This window comes from Rothia sp. HMSC064F07 (assembly GCF_001837265.1).
In the GTDB taxonomy this organism is placed as follows: domain Bacteria; phylum Actinomycetota; class Actinomycetes; order Actinomycetales; family Micrococcaceae; genus Rothia; species Rothia mucilaginosa.
This window is the reverse complement of record NZ_KV831926.1, coordinates 141,482-159,943: the sequence shown is the minus strand read 5'-3', so window position 1 is coordinate 159,943 and position 18,462 is coordinate 141,482. Positions and strand designations below refer to the sequence as shown.

15 protein-coding genes are annotated in these 18,462 nt (G+C 58.9%); 4 read left to right on the top strand and 11 right to left on the bottom strand.

The genetic code is table 11. The annotated features are described in order from the left end of the window. Window positions 1-614: 614 nt before the first annotated feature. The 6 genes from HMPREF2712_RS03110 to HMPREF2712_RS09085 all read right to left on the bottom strand — a co-directional run bounded on the left by HMPREF2712_RS03110 (window position 615) and on the right by HMPREF2712_RS09085 (window position 6,763). Window positions 615-1,751: an acetate/propionate family kinase gene (locus tag HMPREF2712_RS03110; protein ID WP_005507659.1), complete on the bottom strand. Its 1,137-nt coding sequence runs from the start codon at window positions 1,749-1,751 to the stop codon at window positions 615-617. Window positions 1,752-2,068: 317 nt separating this feature from the next. Continuing rightward, window positions 2,069-4,921, bottom strand: a complete 2,853-nt coding sequence (locus tag HMPREF2712_RS03105; protein ID WP_246828664.1) for a hypothetical protein — start codon at window positions 4,919-4,921, stop codon at window positions 2,069-2,071. Window positions 4,922-4,995: 74 nt separating this feature from the next. Further along, window positions 4,996-5,349: a tetratricopeptide repeat protein gene (locus HMPREF2712_RS08910; RefSeq protein WP_168165093.1), complete on the bottom strand. Its 354-nt coding sequence runs from the start codon at window positions 5,347-5,349 to the stop codon at window positions 4,996-4,998. Between the two features lie 242 nt (window positions 5,350-5,591). Beyond that, on the bottom strand, window positions 5,592-6,227 hold the full coding sequence (locus HMPREF2712_RS03095) for a Fic/DOC family protein (protein ID WP_049326770.1): 636 nt from the start codon (window positions 6,225-6,227) through the stop codon (window positions 5,592-5,594). A gap of 3 nt (window positions 6,228-6,230) precedes the next feature. Then, a complete protein-coding gene (locus tag HMPREF2712_RS03090; protein WP_049344655.1) occupies window positions 6,231-6,497 on the bottom strand; it encodes an antitoxin VbhA family protein in 267 nt (88 codons plus the stop codon). A gap of 98 nt (window positions 6,498-6,595) precedes the next feature. Further along, window positions 6,596-6,763, bottom strand: coding sequence for a hypothetical protein (locus HMPREF2712_RS09085; protein ID WP_168165094.1), 168 nt, complete (start codon window positions 6,761-6,763; stop codon window positions 6,596-6,598). Between the two features lie 845 nt (window positions 6,764-7,608). On the opposite strand from HMPREF2712_RS09085, the gene HMPREF2712_RS03085 reads away from it, so the two are divergent. Together HMPREF2712_RS03085 and HMPREF2712_RS03080 are read left to right on the top strand one after the other, a co-directional pair. Then, window positions 7,609-8,286, top strand: a complete 678-nt coding sequence (locus HMPREF2712_RS03085; protein WP_005504289.1) for a DUF8175 domain-containg protein — start codon at window positions 7,609-7,611, stop codon at window positions 8,284-8,286. 65 nt (window positions 8,287-8,351) lie between these two features. Continuing rightward, a complete protein-coding gene (locus tag HMPREF2712_RS03080; protein ID WP_141753017.1) occupies window positions 8,352-9,236 on the top strand; it encodes a hypothetical protein in 885 nt (294 codons plus the stop codon). Window positions 9,237-9,314: 78 nt separating this feature from the next. On the opposite strand, the gene HMPREF2712_RS03075 is transcribed toward HMPREF2712_RS03080, so the two are convergent. From HMPREF2712_RS03075 to HMPREF2712_RS03055, 5 genes are all read right to left on the bottom strand, one after another. Then, window positions 9,315-10,595, bottom strand: coding sequence for a Fic family protein (locus HMPREF2712_RS03075; protein WP_070819237.1), 1,281 nt, complete (start codon window positions 10,593-10,595; stop codon window positions 9,315-9,317). A 159-nt stretch (window positions 10,596-10,754) separates the two neighbouring features. After that, window positions 10,755-11,843 (bottom strand): diacylglycerol/lipid kinase family protein, encoded by a 1,089-nt coding sequence (locus HMPREF2712_RS03070; RefSeq protein ID WP_070819236.1) that lies wholly within the window; start codon window positions 11,841-11,843, stop codon window positions 10,755-10,757. A 100-nt stretch (window positions 11,844-11,943) separates the two neighbouring features. After that, on the bottom strand, window positions 11,944-13,251 hold the full coding sequence (gene serS, locus HMPREF2712_RS03065; protein ID WP_049353192.1) for a serine--tRNA ligase: 1,308 nt from the start codon (window positions 13,249-13,251) through the stop codon (window positions 11,944-11,946). Window positions 13,252-13,330: 79 nt separating this feature from the next. Beyond that, window positions 13,331-14,278 carry a prephenate dehydratase gene (gene pheA / locus HMPREF2712_RS03060; RefSeq protein WP_070630075.1) on the bottom strand — a complete coding sequence of 316 codons (948 nt, stop codon included), beginning with the start codon at window positions 14,276-14,278 and terminating at the stop codon, window positions 13,331-13,333. Between the two features lie 170 nt (window positions 14,279-14,448). Beyond that, window positions 14,449-15,336, bottom strand: coding sequence for a spermidine synthase (locus HMPREF2712_RS03055; RefSeq protein WP_070819235.1), 888 nt, complete (start codon window positions 15,334-15,336; stop codon window positions 14,449-14,451). Between the two features lie 92 nt (window positions 15,337-15,428). Here HMPREF2712_RS03055 and HMPREF2712_RS03050 point away from each other — a divergent pair, with 92 nt between their 5' ends. Both HMPREF2712_RS03050 and pta read left to right on the top strand, forming a co-directional pair. Next, the gene (locus HMPREF2712_RS03050; protein ID WP_070819234.1) at window positions 15,429-16,052 is read left to right on the top strand and encodes a GNAT family N-acetyltransferase; all 624 of its coding nucleotides are present in this window, start codon (window positions 15,429-15,431) and stop codon (window positions 16,050-16,052) included. A gap of 192 nt (window positions 16,053-16,244) precedes the next feature. After that, window positions 16,245-18,335, top strand: a complete 2,091-nt coding sequence (gene pta / locus HMPREF2712_RS03045) for a phosphate acetyltransferase (RefSeq protein WP_070616268.1) — start codon at window positions 16,245-16,247, stop codon at window positions 18,333-18,335. Window positions 18,336-18,462: the final 127 nt, after the last annotated feature.

Sequence of the window (18,462 nt, the reverse complement as noted above, 5' to 3'; positions counted from 1 at the left end):
ACCAAATCTCTCTCAATTGGAATGAGTTTTGTACATTGATTCACTTTATTTCTGTATAAAAAATACAGATATAAAGGTTATCGCAGTATGTGTTTAACGTGTAATTCAGAGTGCGCTCTCAGAATTCTTTTGCGGCTATAAATCCGCTTCAGTTCTTTTCGATGAACACTCGTTATATGAAAGCACAAAAAATTTGTATTTATTGTTCAACGTTGTGCAAAAACTTGGGTCGATAGATAATTCCTAACAGAATTAATCCAGGATTATCAACCTTTTTTCACCTTCAACCTTAACTGCCATCAATGTTGGAATGTTGCGAATCAATGCACTCAGTGCACACCTCTACATAACTTTCCCAAGCAAGCAAAAAATTTACACTCTATGCAGCACCCAAGCCCACATTTTTAATTAAATTTCATTTTATTCTCTATGTGACAGAAGATACATATGCAACACACGTCACATTACCGTAATATTGCATTGTAAAGTAAGTTGAATCATATGCATTTATGCTAATGGAAGCCCACAAACAAGTCCGCTGCAGCACCCGTACGGAACGGGAACTGCAGCGGACTGCCTATATTCAACCGCCTATACGGCGGGGTGCGTGGGGCTTAGAGGCTCTTGACGAGTTCCTCGGTAGCCTCAGCGATAGCCTTCTCCTCGTTGGTGGGGATGACCAGCACCTTGATAGCGGAATCCTCGGTGGAAATCACGCGCGGCTCGGGGGAACGCTTAGCGTTCTCCTCCTCGTTGTACTTGATGCCCAGTGCGCCGAGGCGGTCCAGGACCAGCTTGCGGAAGTCGCCGGAGTTCTCACCGATACCAGCGGTGAAGATCAGTGCCTGCGCGCCGCCAACAACCAGGTTGTAGCCGCCAATGTACTTCATCAGGCGGTAGGAGGTCATGTCCAGTGCGAGCTGTGCACGCTCGTCGCCGGACTGTGCAGCCTCAACGACCTTACGCATGTCGTTGGAGCCAGCCAGTGCGAGCAGGCCGGACTCCTTGTTCAGGATGGTGTCCAGGCGTGCACCGTCGATGCCCTCACGAATCAGGATGGTGGTCAGTGCCGAGGGGTCAATGTCGCCGGAGCGGGTACCCATGATCAGGCCAGCCAGCGGGGTGTAGCCCATGGAGGTGTCGACGGACTTGCCGCCCTTCACAGCGGTCACGGACGCGCCGTTACCGAGGTGAGCAACGATGCCGTTGAACTCGTCGCGTGCAATGCCGAGCATGTCAGCTGCAACGTGGGAGACGTACTCGTGGCTGGTGCCGTGGAAGCCGTAGCGGCGGATGCTGTACTTGTCAGCCAGGTCGTAGGGGATCGCGTAGCGCCATGCTTCTTCGGGCATGGTGGAGTGGAACGCGGTGTCGAAGATAGCAACCTGCGGCAGGGAGGGCCACTTGTGCATTGCTGCGCGCATGCCCTGAGCGTGTGCGGGGTTGTGCAGCGGTGCCAGCGGGGAGAGGTCGTCGATCTGCTGGACAACTTCCTCGGTGAGCAGGGCGGGGTGGGTGAACTTCTCTGCACCCTGCACCACGCGGTGGCCGACTGCCTGCAGCTCACGGCCTGCCAGGACGGGCTCAAGCTTCTCGGACATGATGTCGAATGCGACTTCGTGGTTGGGCACGTCGGTGCCGATGTTTTCGACGAGGCCGGAGGTCAGCATCTGCTCTGCCTCGGGCAGGGAGGTGTCACGCACCTGGTACTTCAGGGAGGAAGAACCAGCGTTCACAACGAGAATAAGCATGAAAGTATCTCTTTCGTAGTTTTCTTTTCTGCTCCATTCTCGCACTTTTCGAGCCTGCGTGCGAGACGGCCCCGACTGTGTTTTTAACGGGGGTTTTGTCGCGGGCAGTATCGGGGGCAGGTTTGGTGGGCTCTTTTCTTTCTCATCCGCCTCGGGTAAGTCCAGCGGTGTCGCCTCGCGGTCAGGTGTGCACAGTGTGGCGCCGTACTCGTTCAGAAGTGCCACCGACGAATCGGTCCAGGCTATAGGTTTGGCCCTATAAGATTCGCATTTCGTCCTCGATAGTTCTTGGAGAAAAACGTAGTACTTGGGTCAGCTCACGCATCTAAATTCACCACTTCTTTGAAACAATCAAGGTTAGAGCGCGAGTGAAGGACAATCACAACCTGCTTGTCACTGCCCTCGATAGCGCACGCCATCGATTCGAGCTCAGCGCGCTCCTCTGACGGAGTGAGAGCCTTCAAAGTCTCATCAAGCAACACAAGCCGGGCAGCGCCTTCACGTAACACGGAACGCGCAAGCATGAGCCCGCTCGAATTCGATGCTTCAGATGCGAACGGATCGATATCTGGTACGATTACCACTTCGCCTTGGGGATACCGGCGGTATAGAGCATCAAGCATGACGGACTTCCCCGCGCCAGTTGGTCCAATCAAGGCAACCATAGAACACCCAGAGTCAAGAGCACTCTCAAGCAGAGCCAGGTCAGCAGACCGCACGGGCGGATAAGAACGGTCGGCCCGGTATTCTTCAAGCATCCGAACACGCTCCGCAGTCAAGCTGACTACACCAACCTGTTGCAGCGTCTCCACCGTAGATTGGATGCCAGATGACAGAGTTACTGCAAAATATATTACGACCGCGGGAGCAACCACTGAGTTCGATCCTTCGACCATCAGTGCCAATACCACTGCAGAAACATTCAGTGACAACACAAGCGACTGAATCAGTCCCGTACGCAGTGCGTAGGCGTTCGCCAACTGAATCGAGCTGCTGACGTATGCAGCCTCCGAATGAGCGTAGGCTTCTTCTCCAGCCCGACGCAGCCCTGCACTGACGGGCGCAGCGTGTAAGCCAGCCTGGGCACCAGCCACCCCGATGAAGTCACCTCGGCGATTGGCAGCCGTCGTCGAGGCAGGGAGAATCCACTTTGAACCCTGACGCATAGCAAGCATCGCTAGGGGTGCTACCGCCAACACAACGATCATGAACAGCGGGGCGCCGGCCACTGCGCCTCCGATGAGCATAAAGGTCTGTAGAATGACCATAAATACCGAACCCAGGGCGCTAGGCACCGACATCTGAAGGTCGGAGAAGTCTTCACCCATCCGCCCCATGACCGCACCGCTTGTTCTAGGAGTAGCGAATCGATCGAGCCTGCGTATAACCCGGTCGTGCAAATCGCTCAGCCTAGCGATGGGAGCCCAGTAGAGCGGGCCAAAGAACATGACGGACCCAACAATTGCTGCCAGTGCGCAAGCAGCTGACACTTCAGCAACCTGAGCAGACAGCCCATCACTGTGAGCAATCGTCAATGCAAAAGCAACTTCGGATCCGCTTAAGAGTAGGGCGCCACACGTAATCCACACCAAATGCGGTCCAAACAACAACAGGGCCGATCGTCGGAATGTGGCACGCTTCGGCTCAGGGTCAGGAAGGTCCTGTCCCTCGCTCACATCCGTCGAACCAGCATCTACCTCCTTAGCTGCCCCGGGGCTATGAGCCTGCAACTCAAGAGGGTCTACCCTCGCATCATTGCCGGGGGTGAAGGCACTCGGTACATACTCCTCCGAGCTTGCCAGAAGTGTGCACGTTGGCACGCACTCTAAGATCTTCTCGGCAACCACTTCTCGTGCTACAGGATCAAGCGCTGCGAACGTATCGTCCAAAATTAGCCAGTCCGGTTTGTCTGCCAAAACGATAGCGACAGCAGCACGGTGTCTCTCTCCTGACGACAAGGTTGTTGCGTCTTGCCAGAACCGCCCGATTACATCCTCAGTGAGCCCCATATCTAAAGCGAGGCTAGTGAACCGGGATACCTGATGTGGCGAAGCAGAAGCTCGCCACGCTGACAACACCGAATGGGACACTTCCGGGTTGCGTGGTACGAAAGCAGAATCGGGGGTGGTCGCGGATGTGCGCAATGCTTCAGCGCGCTCAGACGTAGCTGCAAGCACCTCTCTAGAATTTGAAGGCTGCCCCACCCAGTCCTGCTGTTTAACCGTGCAATTTGGAGACGACTCGAGCTTGTCGAGCTCACGCATCATTGGCACAGCGAGCCGAATAACCCGATAGTTTACGATGTTGTTCTGCACCGCTGCGTACAGGTAGCGGGCAGCCAAAATAATTCCAACACCGAAATGAGCGGATGGCCAGAACCACGCGCCGAGAACCGCAACCACAGCGAGCACCGCAGTTAGTGCTCCCCGTTCAAGGAATCCATTCAGGACCTGCAACGGGACCCGTCTGTGCAGAAGCTGCTCTTCGGTGTTTCGGATGCTAGCGATCTTGTCCAGGGCGGTACCCCAGCTGGGGATGCTTTGCCCTCGAGGCATCGCGTTTGCTACACGCTGGATCCACTGCCTACGCTCTCCCTCTAGAGCGACGTACTGTTCCCATAGTCGGCCCACCAAGTTGATGAGACGGACGCTGACGAATACCAATCCAGTGATGAGCAACGCAGCGATGGCGCCGCTTGCACCATATAGCGCGAGCGAAGCCGCGAGAAAGGCAATAATCTGAACGGTTGAAACGGCGAAATCAACAACGAAGGCAAACTGGCTGATCTGTCCTGGGTATGTGAGAACATGTCCGTGAGCTTCCGGCGGATGGGATGACCTACTAAAGATGTCCCGGAAACGGCGGTATGTGAGCTGTCGAACCGCGATCGTGAGAATAAGCTCTTGGCGTTCCTTCACCCAGTACCCTAGGCTTTCAGCCAGGAAAGCGAAGATGAGTAACCAAATAGCACTGCCTGGGGTCCTCTCACCTGACGTTACCTGGCCGATACCTGCCGTAATCATCAGAGCCCCTGCAACATTCAGTAGGCCAGCGGTGAAGACGGTGAAACTCGTGCTCGTTGGCGCGAATACCAAAGCAAGCCAGCGGATCCGTCTCGGCAGGTTCCGCGCTATCCTTTGATAGCGCACATACAAGTGCTCGATGGGCATGTCTCTCAGATGCAGGCTAGGAGCGCTCTGTGCTTCGCCCCGTCGCTTGTGATTACTCACCATTATGTTTCCAGTCATTCGGTATTCGAGTTCAGGTGTACGGCCTCGTTAATAAGTTCGTCGTTCGGAAAACGGGCTTGGAGGTCGTTGAGAGCTACCTGGACATCTATGCTCGGTTCGAGCTCAACCGTGCGTCCTGCCTCTACCGCTGCTTCCTCAAAACGGCCCATATCGCTCAAGAACGACGCGAAATCCTGGTGGTATTCGGCGAACTCTGGGTCCATCGCGATGGCCTCTCTGAACAGTCGCTCCGCCTCTTGAAGATCCCCCATTGACTTCACAACTCGAGCCAAATTCGATGTAAGCACTGTGTGATGCAGTCTATAATGAACAGCCAACGTCGGCTGAGATGCTGCCTTCTCGGGCATGCACCGAAATTGGGTACGGGACAAATATACAATAATGTGACCAAAATCCAACATATAAGCGTGTCTGTCGGGCTCATCCCCGCGCATACGGGGAACGCGGGGAGGCTCAGATTAGGCGGCTTGATGGAATGGGCTCACCCCCGCGCATACAGGGAAAACCCACCGCCTTACCAATAAGGTGGCGGACATCCGCGCTTTAATGCCCTCATCGGGCATCTGCCCGAGGTGTATTAGTGGCCTGACTACGCGTCACACGGCACAGTAATGATGCCGAACAGCTGATGCAGCTCCTCCGGATGCACCTCAAAATACCCGCGATCCGGGCCGCTAAACATCGAACTCTGGTTCCAGCCGCGGCGGCCAGCACGCGCATAATCAAACCGGAAATTACTACGCGCCGCCACATGATCCATAAAAATGCGGGTCGCGCGGCCGTTCCCCTCGCGGAAAGGGTGCGCCTGGTTCAGGTGCGCAAAAATCGCGGCGGCAACCTCCACAAACTCCTGATGGTTCAGGCTCGCCCAGTCAGTCGCGCGGCTAGTGGCGAAAACGTAGTCGAGGTACCGGTCAATACTCAAGGGCCCGCGCTGAACGCTCGCGAAAGCACTCACACCCTTGGACATGTCCACGGTGCGGTACTCCCCCGCCCAGTCGTACACGTCCTGGAAGAGATAGCGGTGAATGGCCTTGAGGTGCTCGGCGTCGAAGGTGCGGGCGATAAGCTCGGGGTTCTTGGTGAGCTCGTAGCCTCGTCGGGTGATGATACGGTGCTCGTAGAGCGAAAGTGCCGCGGGGTCCTTGATACCCGGCTTGTTCCGCATGACGTGCTGGTAGGGTTCGGGGTAGAAGTACGCCACCCAGTTCTGCTGATGATTCACGGTTTATTCGCCCTCCTCTGCGTGCTGGTCCACGTTTTGGCTTGTCAGCACCTGGTAAGCGAGCGCCTTCGCTAGTGCCTGCCGGTCGTATTCTTCCGCGGTGATTCGCCCGAGCTCGTAGTCGATGAGTAGCGTGACGTCTTCGCGGGTGGGGTTGTCGCCCTCAAGCCAGGATGAGGCGAGGGGCTGCATGATGTTGCGGCGCTGCTCTTCGGTGAGCGGCTCGAATAGTTCGGGGTAGCGCAGGTGCAGGTCAAAACGATCTGACACTGTATGTTCTCCTCGCAGGTGGGGTTGGTGATTGTCTGTCAGCAGGAGCCGCCCACTACCCCGTGGGCGGGATCCCTCTACGTTTTTCTTGTGGGATTTTAGACGCGGCGGTTACGCTTTCGGGCGCGGTGCGCCGCCGTTTCAATTCCGAAAGCCAGGATGAAGACCGCGCAAATCGGCAGGCACGCGGCAGGGGCAAGGGGTGAGCACACTACGACAACGGCAAAGATACCAAGATACCAGGCGTTACTCTTCAGGTAGGTCACGACTACTACTTACGTCTAGGATTGAAGGTACCCCGCTTTCAAGATACTAGGGTTATTGTGAAGGCGGGGTGTTTCAGCGACATCCATGTGCCGAAGCCCCCTCCCAAGCGTTGCGAGGCACCTCGTATATTCCCACCCTAACGCACTTCCCGTAGGTGTGCACCGCCGTTGGTCATGCCGCTACTTTACGCTCTGGCGCACCGTCCCGTATTAGAAATTCTCAGATACCAGGCAGAAGGTTCATCTACCTCATTTCGGATTAGGTGGCGTTGGATTAGGTGGCGTTCCATAACCATATCGTTTGCAGGGTGTGGAGGGGTTCCGTATAGTTGGGGGTGCAAGGTAAAGCAAGAACCCTGAGGTAGTCGCCGCAAGGCGATGAGGTATACCGGGTGAGCCGTAGCGGGGTGTACTGGTGGATTCTGGTCGAAGCTACGGACCTCGCGCATAAGGCACCCTCAGCGGGTGCCTTTTCTGCATCTGAAACTAGACTCCCAGTCATGCATGACTAAACCGGTTGCGGGTAGATACAACCTCCGTATATTGGGGATTATCAGGATAAAACGACGGATTACCACCTACGGGGTGCGCCTTTTTCTTGTTTCGCGCTCTCTCTTCATGAGAGAATGACCGCCCGCTCAGCGCCCTGACGGTAGGCATGCTAGGGTATCTTTTGACGCTCATATGAGAGCACCCAGTAGCCGGTGATTCCGCTTCCTAAGGCGGCACCTCACATGGGGATGCTCTACTGTCTCCACTCACTCTCAACCAGTAAACACCGCCCCCAGCGCCGAGGGGCTGGCTCAGTCTATAACCCACCGCCGGGAAGATACGATTGGAGACTCGTGAAAACATATAACACCGCATCAGGTCCAGCCATTCCCCGCGCGCTCATCGGGTTCTTCTACATCATTGGCCTGCTACTCCTCGGGCTCACCCTCCTGTGGGTGCCGCGAGGAGGCGCCTCCCCCAACGAAACCCTAGAAGCTAAACCCGGCGTCGTGATTGAGCCCGGCACGTGCGGTGCTGGAGCATCCGCAGACAAGACCGTCCTGAAAACCGCCCCGAAAGACACCCAGTGGGTGACCACCGAGTCGGGGTGGACCGGACCCGTCTCGCAGACCGCCGGCCCCGTTGTAGAGTCCCCTATTCGCAGCTGTTTTGAGCACTCTGCGCAGGGTGCCCTGTACGCAGCCGCGTGGGCGGTCATCCATGTTAATGACAGCCCGGAGGCGTACATGCCGACCGTCATCGGACCCGGCGCTGAGCAAATCACCAAGGAACGTCTGCAGGACACGAAGACCCGCACCGTGGTTCGTATCATGGGGTATCGCTACATGTCGTACACCCCGGAACGCGCAGTCATCCGCATTCTCTTTCAGACCCCGTCAGGTACCTACCGTTACTTTGAGACGACCCTGGAATGGCACAACGGCGACTGGGCTCTGTGGGTTCCCGCCGAGCAGCCGCAGGTGACTGACGAATATGACAAGGGCAAGTACGTCACCTGGAAAGCCGCCTAGTCAGAGCTGAAACCGCCGCACCGGCTGAATAAAACACCGATTCACACTACGAAAAGGGCACACCAATGTCGCAGACCCCCATGTCGTCCAGTAGTCCCACCCCCATCCCGGCACCATCCACTCATTCCCCGATTCCGCAGGAGCAGATGCATCAGCGTCAGGACCTGCTGGAACACCTCCGCCAGGTCAAGCAGCTGGTGGATCGCGCAGCACCCTGGGCGGCTTCTTTGAAGAGCGCCCAGGAGTCGTACGTTACCGCTGTGCCTAACCCGCCTCGCATCAAAATCACTAAGCTCTTTGTAGCTTTCGTGAAGGTCCTCGCCTGGACGTACCTTATTAGTGCCCTCATCATGATGGTGACGTACCTGCGGTATCTTGTCGCTAACCCGCAGATTCACTCCAGTGATATTCCCTGGCACACCATCCACGTCCCGGCGTTGGTTTCTGCCGCTGCTATCGCGGTTGCCTGGTGGCTGTGGAAGTACTTCGGCATCTACCCGCTGGCAATGATGAGTGTGGAGCGAGAGAACCTGAAACGCCAGGCGCACAACGAATCTGTGTGGCGCGAGTATGAGGACCCGGCACGTGCGGAACTATCGAAGGTACATAAGGAGTACATGGAGCGTTTCTCCCACTGGTACCCGGAAGACTACCTGTACCCGTACGCCTCGGACAGCCTGTACAAGTACGTGCGGCAGGGTCGGTCCTTCACCCTGCAGGATGCGCTGAACCTGTTCGAGAAGGAGAAGCACGAGCTGTGGGTTCGCCTCAGCATGGAGCAGCAGGCTGAGGAGCAGCGAATCCATAACGCTATTGTGGAGGACCTGATGAATCAGCAGCTGTATGAACAGCGCAAGGCGAACGTTCTGCTTACCGGCATTCTGGCAGCGACTACAGCTACCGCGGTGGCTGCCTCGACTCCTCGTTATCACTATCACTACCACTACTAGGAGTTACGGGAAACAATAGTTTTTAGGGGAGGGGACGCATTCCGGTGCGGCCCCTCCCTTGTTTCTTTTGCTCGTGGGCTATTCTTCGTCGTCATCAACCGCCGGCAGGCCCAGCAGGGCGGTTCCCGCCTCGGTGAGGGACCAGCGCATCGTACGGCCAGCCTTGACGCCCTTAACAAAGCCGAGCCCCTGCAGCAGTTTGAGTCTATCGCGCAGAGTCGGCGCCGTAACACCCAACACCTCCTGTAGCTCGCTTGAGGTGGGGGCGACTGGCGCACGGAAAATATTGGCTTGTCCCAACAGATGCAGAAGGTCAAGCAGGGAATCCACCTTCTTCTGATTTTTTGCTGTTTCGCCCCTCAGCCACTCATGGTTCTGATTCAACTCAGCAGTACGCTTATTCAGCGATACTAGCGCCTCGTAGCGGGTCGCCAACTCCTTTTCTAGGTATTCCTGTGCCTTCTCAATCAGTTCAAGGAAGGCATGCAGAAAAGTAGTTACTTCACCGTAGTTGAGTCGCTCCTCAGCATCAGAAAACGCCTTGTAATAACGCTCTTTATGGAGGTTAAGTGTGCTCGGCAGAGTAAGCGCCGTCAGGTGGCTGAGTACCCACACCATATGGGAAGCGAGGAGGTACCTGCCAAATCGTCCGTTGCCGTCGTAGAAGGGATGTGTGTACTCCACCATAAAATGCGCGGCGATTGCAGAGAATAACGCCGGCACGTTCGGGTCAAGGGCGTGGTCGAGCGCCGCCTGAATGTTAGCGGTGATAGCTTCCTCGCCCATCGGGGGCTTATGCACAACCTTAGTACCACTAGTGATATGGACAGGACCGGCACGAAAAAGTGCTCCGTCTAGACGATTTTCATCATCCAGATGCCCCTCAAGCAGGGTGTCATAAAGCTTGCGCACTTCCTCGACCGTATCAGGCGGCCGACGTTCTCCTAGTGTGTTCAATAGATTCATAAATTCCACAGCACGTTTAGCGCGAGGATCTTCACTGTCACCAGATGTAAGTGCGTCAGAAATCAGCCGGCGAGTTGTATGCACACCTTCAATGCTGTCAGTGGCCACGATGCTGCGTACTGCCAGGTCAGATAGGTAGCTCCTCATCGCGACACCAGGTAAGCGAGAACTCAGCTGTTCGATAGTCCGCTCCCGCACCATAATACGGTCGTAATGGGCAAGCACGGTACGATCCACCAAGTAGAACAGGGGGTGCTCCCCTACCATGAAATCGTTGAGGAGGTAGGTGGAGTAGCCGTTGCGGCGTACCTGCAGTTCCTCCTGTACGGCAGCTTCGCCGCGTTCATGGAAAATACTTTTCAGAGTTCGGTATCCGTGACCGGCAACACTCATCTAGTCCTCCTTAATAGTGAAAAAAACCGCGATTTTTTTCATTATTCCTAAAATTTTTAAGGAATAGTGAAAAAATCCGCGATTTTTTTCATAATCCAGGTCACATATAGGTGATTCGGGGTGGTGCCAGCCTCTCCCACAGCACCTTCACTACACCCACTAGAGCACCTCGGGGTGGACCGCCACCTCTACGGCGGCAGGCAGCACACGTGCGCTAATACGGTACGCCGACGGCGCCGGGTCACCATCCACCTCAACCGGCTGCGCACCGTCCGGGAACTCCAACACCACCTCAGAACCCACCAAGTGGCGAATCACCGGCAGCTCAATGCGCGGCGAACCCAAAATCGTGCGGCGCGTAACCTTCGCCATCAGCAGGCCCCACTCCACCAGGTCACGCGGCGACGCCACAATCACCTCAAGATTACCGTCGTGCACATCCGTCATATCCGCCAGGCGAATACCGCCCTGCAGGCGGCCACAATTCGCGATCAGCACCGAACGCATCGGTAAAGTACGAGGCTCCCCACCGTCCACGCTAATACGCACCGGGTGCGACCTACCCAGCATATGCTTCATGCCGGACTGCACGTACGCAACCCAGCCGAACTTCGCCTTAATCTCCTCGTTCGTATCATTCATGACGAGCGCGTCAAAGCCGGCACCACTCATCACAAAGAACGTGTGTTCGGTTTCTTCGCCGGGGGTGCTCGTCGTCGTCATCTCAATCGCATCAACGCTCTGACCTGCACCGTTGAGCGCAATATTCACGCACGCCGCCACATCACTGACCGGAATATACAGGTTACGCGCCAGCAGGTTACCGGTACCCATCGGCAGAATACCCAGGCGCGGCTTGCGCCCCTCATGATGCGCCAGCGCCGCCGCCACAGCACGCACCGTACCGTCACCACCGGCAGCAATCAGCAGGTCAACACCCTCAGCGATCAGCTCGCGGGCAGCCTCAGAACCGGGCTCGTCCACGCGGGTGGTGCGCACCAGCGCCTGCGGGTGGCCGTTCGCCGCGAGGGTGCGTTCCAGAATCTCGATAGCCGCCGCAGCACCGGGCTTGCTCGGGTTGTACACCACGCCCACACGCTGCGCCTCACCGGTGGGTAGGGTCGGCAGAACGCCGAAGGGTGCGCCCAGTTCGATAGCGCGTCGGCGCGCTTCACGGCGGGCACGAGTGACGGAGGCGGTCAGAGCCGCCGCCGCAGAAACACCAAGGAGTTTACGGTAAAGAGGCATAGTTCTTAGACTACCGGGATACGCAAAAACCCGCCCACCGTTTACGCGGTGAGCGGGTTTTTCAGCTGGTTGTGAGATTACTCAGCGGGCGGGGTTTCCCTTATTCAGCGATAGCCGGGATAACCTCGGCGCCGCCCATGTACGGGCGAAGAGCCTCCGGAATACGCACAGAACCGTCAGCCTGCTGGTGAGTCTCCAGGATGGCAACCACCCAGCGAGTCGTCGCCAGGGTACCGTTCAGGGTCGCTACGGAGCGGGTGCGGCCCTTACGCACGTTGCCTGCCTCATCCACGGTATCCGGGGTGCGCTCGCGGATGTTCAGGCGGCGCGCCTGGTAGGTGGTGCAGTTCGAGGTGGAGGTCAGCTCGCGGTAGGTGCCCTGGGTGGGGACCCACGCCTCGCAGTCGAACTTGCGGGCTGCGGAGGTGCCCAGATCGCCTGCGGCGGTGTCAATCACACGGTATGCGAGGCCGCAGCGCTGCAGCATTTCCTCTTCGAGGGACAGCAGCTTTGCGTGCATCTCTTCTGCCTGCTCGACGGGGCAGTACACGAACATTTCAGCCTTGTTGAACTGGTGCACGCGAATGATGCCGCGGGTGTCCTTACCTGCGGAGCCTGCCTCGCGGCGGTAGCAGGAGGACCAGCCCAGGTACTTCTTCGCGCCCTTCTCGAAGTCGAGAATTTCGTCGGTGTGGTAGCCGGCGAGCGCCACCTCGGAGGTGCCGACCAGGTACAGGTCGTCGCGTTCGAGGCGGTAGATTTCGTCGTCGTGCTTGACGTTGAAGCCGGTGCCGTTCATGATTTCGGGGCGTACCAGGGTGGGGGTGGTCATCATGGTGAAGCCGTGCTCGGTTGCGAGGTCGAGCGCCATCCACATGAGTGCCTGCTCCAAGCGTGCTACCTGGCCCTTGAGGAAGTAGAAGCGTGCGCCGGAGACCTTTGCGCCGCGTGCCATGTCGATGCCGTCGACGAGTTCGCCGATTTCGAGGTGGTCGCGCGGTTCGAAGCCTTCGGTGGTGAAGTCGCGGGGGGTGCCAACTTCCTTGACGACTACGTAGTCGTCTTCGCCGCCGACGGGTACGCCGTCGATGATGAGGTTTTCGATGCTGCTGATCAGTTCCTCGTATTCGGCGGTTTTCGCTTCGGAGGCTGCCTTTGCTTCGTTGACGCGGGCTGCCAGTTCCTTGGCCTGTGCGACGAGGGCGGGCTTTTCTTCCTTGGGTGCCTTTGCGACGGTCTTGCCGAAGGCGTTCTGTTCGGCGCGCAGGGTCTCGTATTCGCCGATGAGTGCGCGGCGTGCGGTGTCGGCTTCGAGGATGCGGTCGACGTGGGTTTCGTCCTTGCCGCGTGCTCGCTGGGAGGCGCGGAAGACGTCGGGGTTTTCGCGGAGGAGGTTAATATCAATCACTGTTTTATCCTACCTAATCTTGCGGTGGGTTGTGGGCGGGGTTTGCACTGGTGGGGCGCGGGTAGGTGCGGGGGGGTATCTAGCGGCGCTGCAGCTGTACGGGGCGGCCGTTCGGGAAGAGCGACTCGACCCATTCGTGTGCGGCGTCGAAGGAGCCGTCGGAGTGGATGTTGTCGACTTCGGTGTTTTCGTGGTCGGCGCGCGGGTAGGAGCCGAGGAATTTCAGCGTCGGGGAGACACGGTGCAGGCCGCGCAGAGCGTCGCGCATGCGTGCCTCGTAGATGTGGCCGTCGGCGTCGATGCTGAACGAGTAGGAGCCCATGCCTTCGCCGGTGGGGCGCGATTCGATGCGGGAGAGGTTCACGCCGCGCACGGAGAACTGTTCGAGCAGTTCGAGCAGGGCGCCGGCGCGGTTGGTGGGTAGCGGCACGGTCAGGGTGGTCTTGTCGGAGCCGGTCGGTTCGGGGATGTCGGCGGTGCGGGAGAGCAGCACGAAGCGGGTCACGGCGTTCTTGTTGTCGCCGATGTTGTCCTGCAACACGTGCAGTTCTGGGTGGTAGTTCAGCAGCGCCGGGGAGCAGATTGCCGCATCGTAGGTGCAGCCCTCTTCGAGCAGGCCGACAGCCGCCGCGGCGGTGGAGGATCCGGGCAGGTAGGCGGCGGTGGGTACGTTCTCCTGCGTCCAGCCGCGCACCTGCGCCCAGGCGTGCGAGTGGGTGGAGATGGTCTTGACGTCTTCGATGCTGATGGGCTTCGCGGCGACCAGCACGAAGCGGATCGGTACGAGCACCTCGCGGATGATGCGTACACCCTCGCTGGCTGCGATAGCGTCCAGAGTGGCGCTCACGCCGCCCTCCACGGAGTTTTCGATGGGCACCATGGCGGCGTCCGCCTCGCCCGCGTTCAGGCGTGCGAGCGCGTCGGGCACGCTGGTGGCGGGGATCCGTTCGGCGTCGGATGCGCCGGGGACGCTCAGCAGGGCGGATTCGGTGAAGGTGCCGGAGGGGCCAAGGTAGGTGTATCGCATGCCACTATAGTAGCGTCTGCTGTGGAGGGGGCGCCGAATTCGGTGATAGGTTACGGTCTTTGGCGGTAGTTAAAAACCCCTACCGAAGTCACTAACCTATCACCGAAAAACTTAAGTCATTACTGAAAGACCTAAGCCACCACTGAAAATCCAGGCAACAGCTGAAACCGCTACCTCACGAACTGGCGCACCCGCGCGGTGTCCCAGTACTGGGCGGGCACGCCTCCACCCATGAGCTCACGGGCGATAGCGGCAGCCTGCACGGAACCAGCCTCCGGCAGGGGCGCGTGCGAACCAGCGATAATGACGTTGCCGCGGCGGCGACCCTTCAACATTGCCGAATCCGCCACAATGCACACGTACTCGAACACCTCAAGCAGGGCGGACGCCTCCGCGCGGGCACCGGTCAGCGCCGGCCCGTCACCGCAGTTCAGGATGTACAGGCCACCGGGTGCCAGCGACTCGGCGACAGTGCGGGTGAACTCGACGGTGGTAAGCGCCTCGGGCGTGGTGTCCCCGGCGAACACGTCACGAATCAGCACATCACGGGATGCGGGCGCGAAGGTCGCGGTGACGGCACCCGCCTCGCCCACGCGAATCTTCACGCGCGGTGCCTTCGGGATGTCGAACCAGGCGCGCACATACTCGGCGAGCTTGGCATCCAGCTCAACGACGGTGTTGCGGCTGGTCGGGTACAGGTCAGCGAAATAGCGCGCCATCGAGCACGCGCCGCCGCCCAGGTGGGTGATGCGCAGCTTCGCGGCGTCCAGGTGCTCCTCCACGTGTGAGGAGACGACCGCGGCAATCCAGCGCATGTACTCAAAATCCAGCTGGCGGGGCTCACCCACAATCACGTGGGAAGACTGCACACCATTAATGAGCAGCAGCCAGCCGTCAGCGTGGTAGCCGTCAGGGACCAGCTCCGCCTCACCCGTAGAAATCGGGTACACTCCAGCGGCGGCACCCTGCACGGGGGTGTTCTCGGTATCGTCGATGCGGTTCTTCTGGTTCTTCTGCGCCTTTTGGGACTTCTTGGGTGCCCTGCTCTTTTTCGCCATACCCACTAGACTAGCCGACAGCCCACACGCCCCTAGCGTACGCACCCGCAAGGAACCGCCTCCACAGGGGCCAGCTGAGTAGACTAGAACCCATGGGATTTGTATGTCAGGGCCGCTACGCGCTCGCACCAATTGAACCGACCGACGCCGAAAAATACGTCAACCTGCAGCTGGACTGCATGGAGCAAACCTACGACCCGATCTACTTCGACACGCTCGGGGAAAGCTTCACCGCCCGCCACCGCGCCGAACGCAACGAATACCTCGAAGACTTCCACCGCCACCTCTCCTCCCCCACCGTGCGCGGCTTCTTCGCCTACGACGTACCCGGCTGGACCCCCGACGGTGGGCTCTCCTGCTCCATCGGCGCACGCATCGACTGGGATAAGCCGGTCGGCCTGGCGCTCTCCCTGTGTGAGCCCTCCTCCTGGGAACTCGAACGCGCCGACAACCTCCCCGAACTGCCCGCAGACACCCGCAAACTTACGCACCTGTACACTCTCAACCACACGCACGGCACCGGCCTCGGTCAGGCGCTCTACGAATCCGTCATCTACCCGGACGAAAACTCCTACTTGTGGGTCATGGCAGAAAACGAACGAGCGCTCTCCTTCTACGAGCGGCTCGGCTACCGCAACGAAGGCGTGTACTTCCAAGCACGCGGCTCCTGGGAACCCGGACGCAGCGTACGATACGCGCGCATCCTCAACCCCTAAACGACACACCCCAACAGGGAAACAGCCCGCCCACATGACGCAGCGCACCGCACACCCTGTTAGGCGCCACCCCCACAACGCCTTAAGATAGAAGAGACCTATAAGCTCGACGCACCCGCGCACAGGAGCACATACACCCCTGCGCAACCGCGGGACCCAGCGCCGAACATCGCATAGAAGGACAGTAAAACAATGACCACCGGTCTTTACCTCTCCGCTATGTCCCAGAACTCGGGCAAGTCCCTCGTAGCCCTGGGTCTAGCAGACTCCCTCATCAAGCGCGCAGACCGCGTCGGCTTCTTCCGCCCCGTCTTCGACGGCGCAACCATCTCCGACGACCCCATGGCACGCCTCATCCGTGAACACTTCGGCCTGACCGAAGAGCAGGTCGGCGGCGCAGTCTCCATGACCGACGCACTCGCACTCATCGCAGAAGGCGACACCGAAGAAATCTCCGCACGCGCAGTCTCCGCCTACGAAAAGGTCGCTGCAAACAGCGACGTCGTAATCGTTGACGGCGTCTACCTGCCCGCCAACGCGCTCGCAGTCGAATTCGACCTGAACGTCCAGATTGCACGCGACCTGGGCCTGCCCGTCGTCGCTATCGTCGGCGCACAGGAAGCAACCGTTGAGGAAGCAGTCACCGCCGTTGACGTGGCACGCACCGAGCTGCTCGCCTCCAAGGCAGACCTGCTCGCAATCATCGTCGGCCGTGCAGAACCCGAACTGCGCGACGAAATCGAGAACTCCGTCAAGCGCGGCGACGCAAACCTGCCCGTCTACGTGCTGCCTGAAATCCCCGAACTGAACGCACCCACCGTCGGTGAAGTTGCCGAAGCCCTCAAGCTCGACACCGAAGGCATCAAGGCTGAGGACCTCAGCCGCGATATTCACGGCATCAAGGTCGCAGCAATGAACGTCTCCAACTTCCTCAACCAGTTCGTCGACGGCGACTTCGTTATCGTCCCCGGCGACCGTGCAGACATTGTTGCCGCAACCCTCGCATCCGCACTGGCACCGACCTTCCCCGCACCCTCCGGCGTGCTGCTCACCGGCGGCCTGGACTCACTGCCCGGCAAGAACACCGCAGTCGGCTCCCTCATCGACAACGCACCGTTCCCCGTGCTGTCCACCACCAAGGACACCTTCAAGTCTGCACGCGCAGTCTCCCGCGTCCGCGGCACCCTCGAAAGCGGCCACCAGCGCAAGCTCGCAGCAGCAATGGGCGGCTGGGACGAGCACGTCAACAAGGACGAACTGCTCGCACGCCTCGAAATTGAGCGCCCCGCATCCATGACCCCGCTGCGCTTCCTGCACAACCTCATCGAGACCGCACGCGCAAACCGCCGCTCCGTGGTCCTGCCCGAGGGTTACGACGTGCGAATCCTGCGTGCATCCGAAATCATTGCACGCCGCGACTTCTGCGACCTGATCCTGCTCGGCAACCCCGCCAAGATCGCAGAGATCTGCCAGGCCGAGGGTATTGAACTGCCCAGCACCGTTCGTATCATCGACATCGAAAACAACGAGTACACCGAAGACTTCGCAGCAACCTACGCTGAGCTGCGTGCACACAAGGGCGTCACCATTGAGGCTGCTCGCGAGCGCATGACCGACCCCTCGTACTTCGGCACCATGCTGGTTTACAAGGGCATCGCCGACGGCATGGTTTCCGGTGCAGTGAACACCACCGCGAACACCATCCGCCCCTCGCTCGAGTTCATCAAGACCCGCCCCGGCACCAAGATCGTCTCCTCCGTCTTCCTGATGCTGATGGAAGACCGCGTTCTGGTCTACGGCGACTGCGCAGTGAACCCGAACCCCAACGCAGAGCAGCTCGCCGACATTGCGAAGGCATCCGCGGAGACTGCACGCCAGTTCGGCGTCACCCCCAAGGTTGCTATGCTGTCCTACTCGACCGGCACCTCCGGCGCTGGCGCAGACGTGGACGTTGTGCGCGAGGCAACCGAGCTCGTGCGCGCATCGAACCCCGACTTCGCGGTTGAGGGCCCGATCCAGTACGACGCTGCTTCGAACATGTCCATTGCGTCGACCAAGCTGCCCGGCAGCGAGGTCGCTGGTCAGGCTACCGTGTTCGTCTTCCCCGACCTGAACACCGGTAACAACACCTACAAGGCTGTTCAGCAGTCTTCGGGTGCTGCCGCTGTGGGCCCGGTTCTGCAGGGTCTGCGTAAGCCCGTGAACGACCTGTCGCGCGGTACCACCGTTGAGGACATCATCAACACCGTTGCGATCACCGCAATTCAGGCACAGAGCCTGTAAGCCGGTTTTTGACCGCTGAATGAGGCCGCCCCGGCCACTGCACCCCGTGTGGGTGCGGTGGACGGGGCGGTTTATTGTATTGACTTTTACTTTTAATGCGCCGAGAAGCCACATGTGTTTCGAAAAG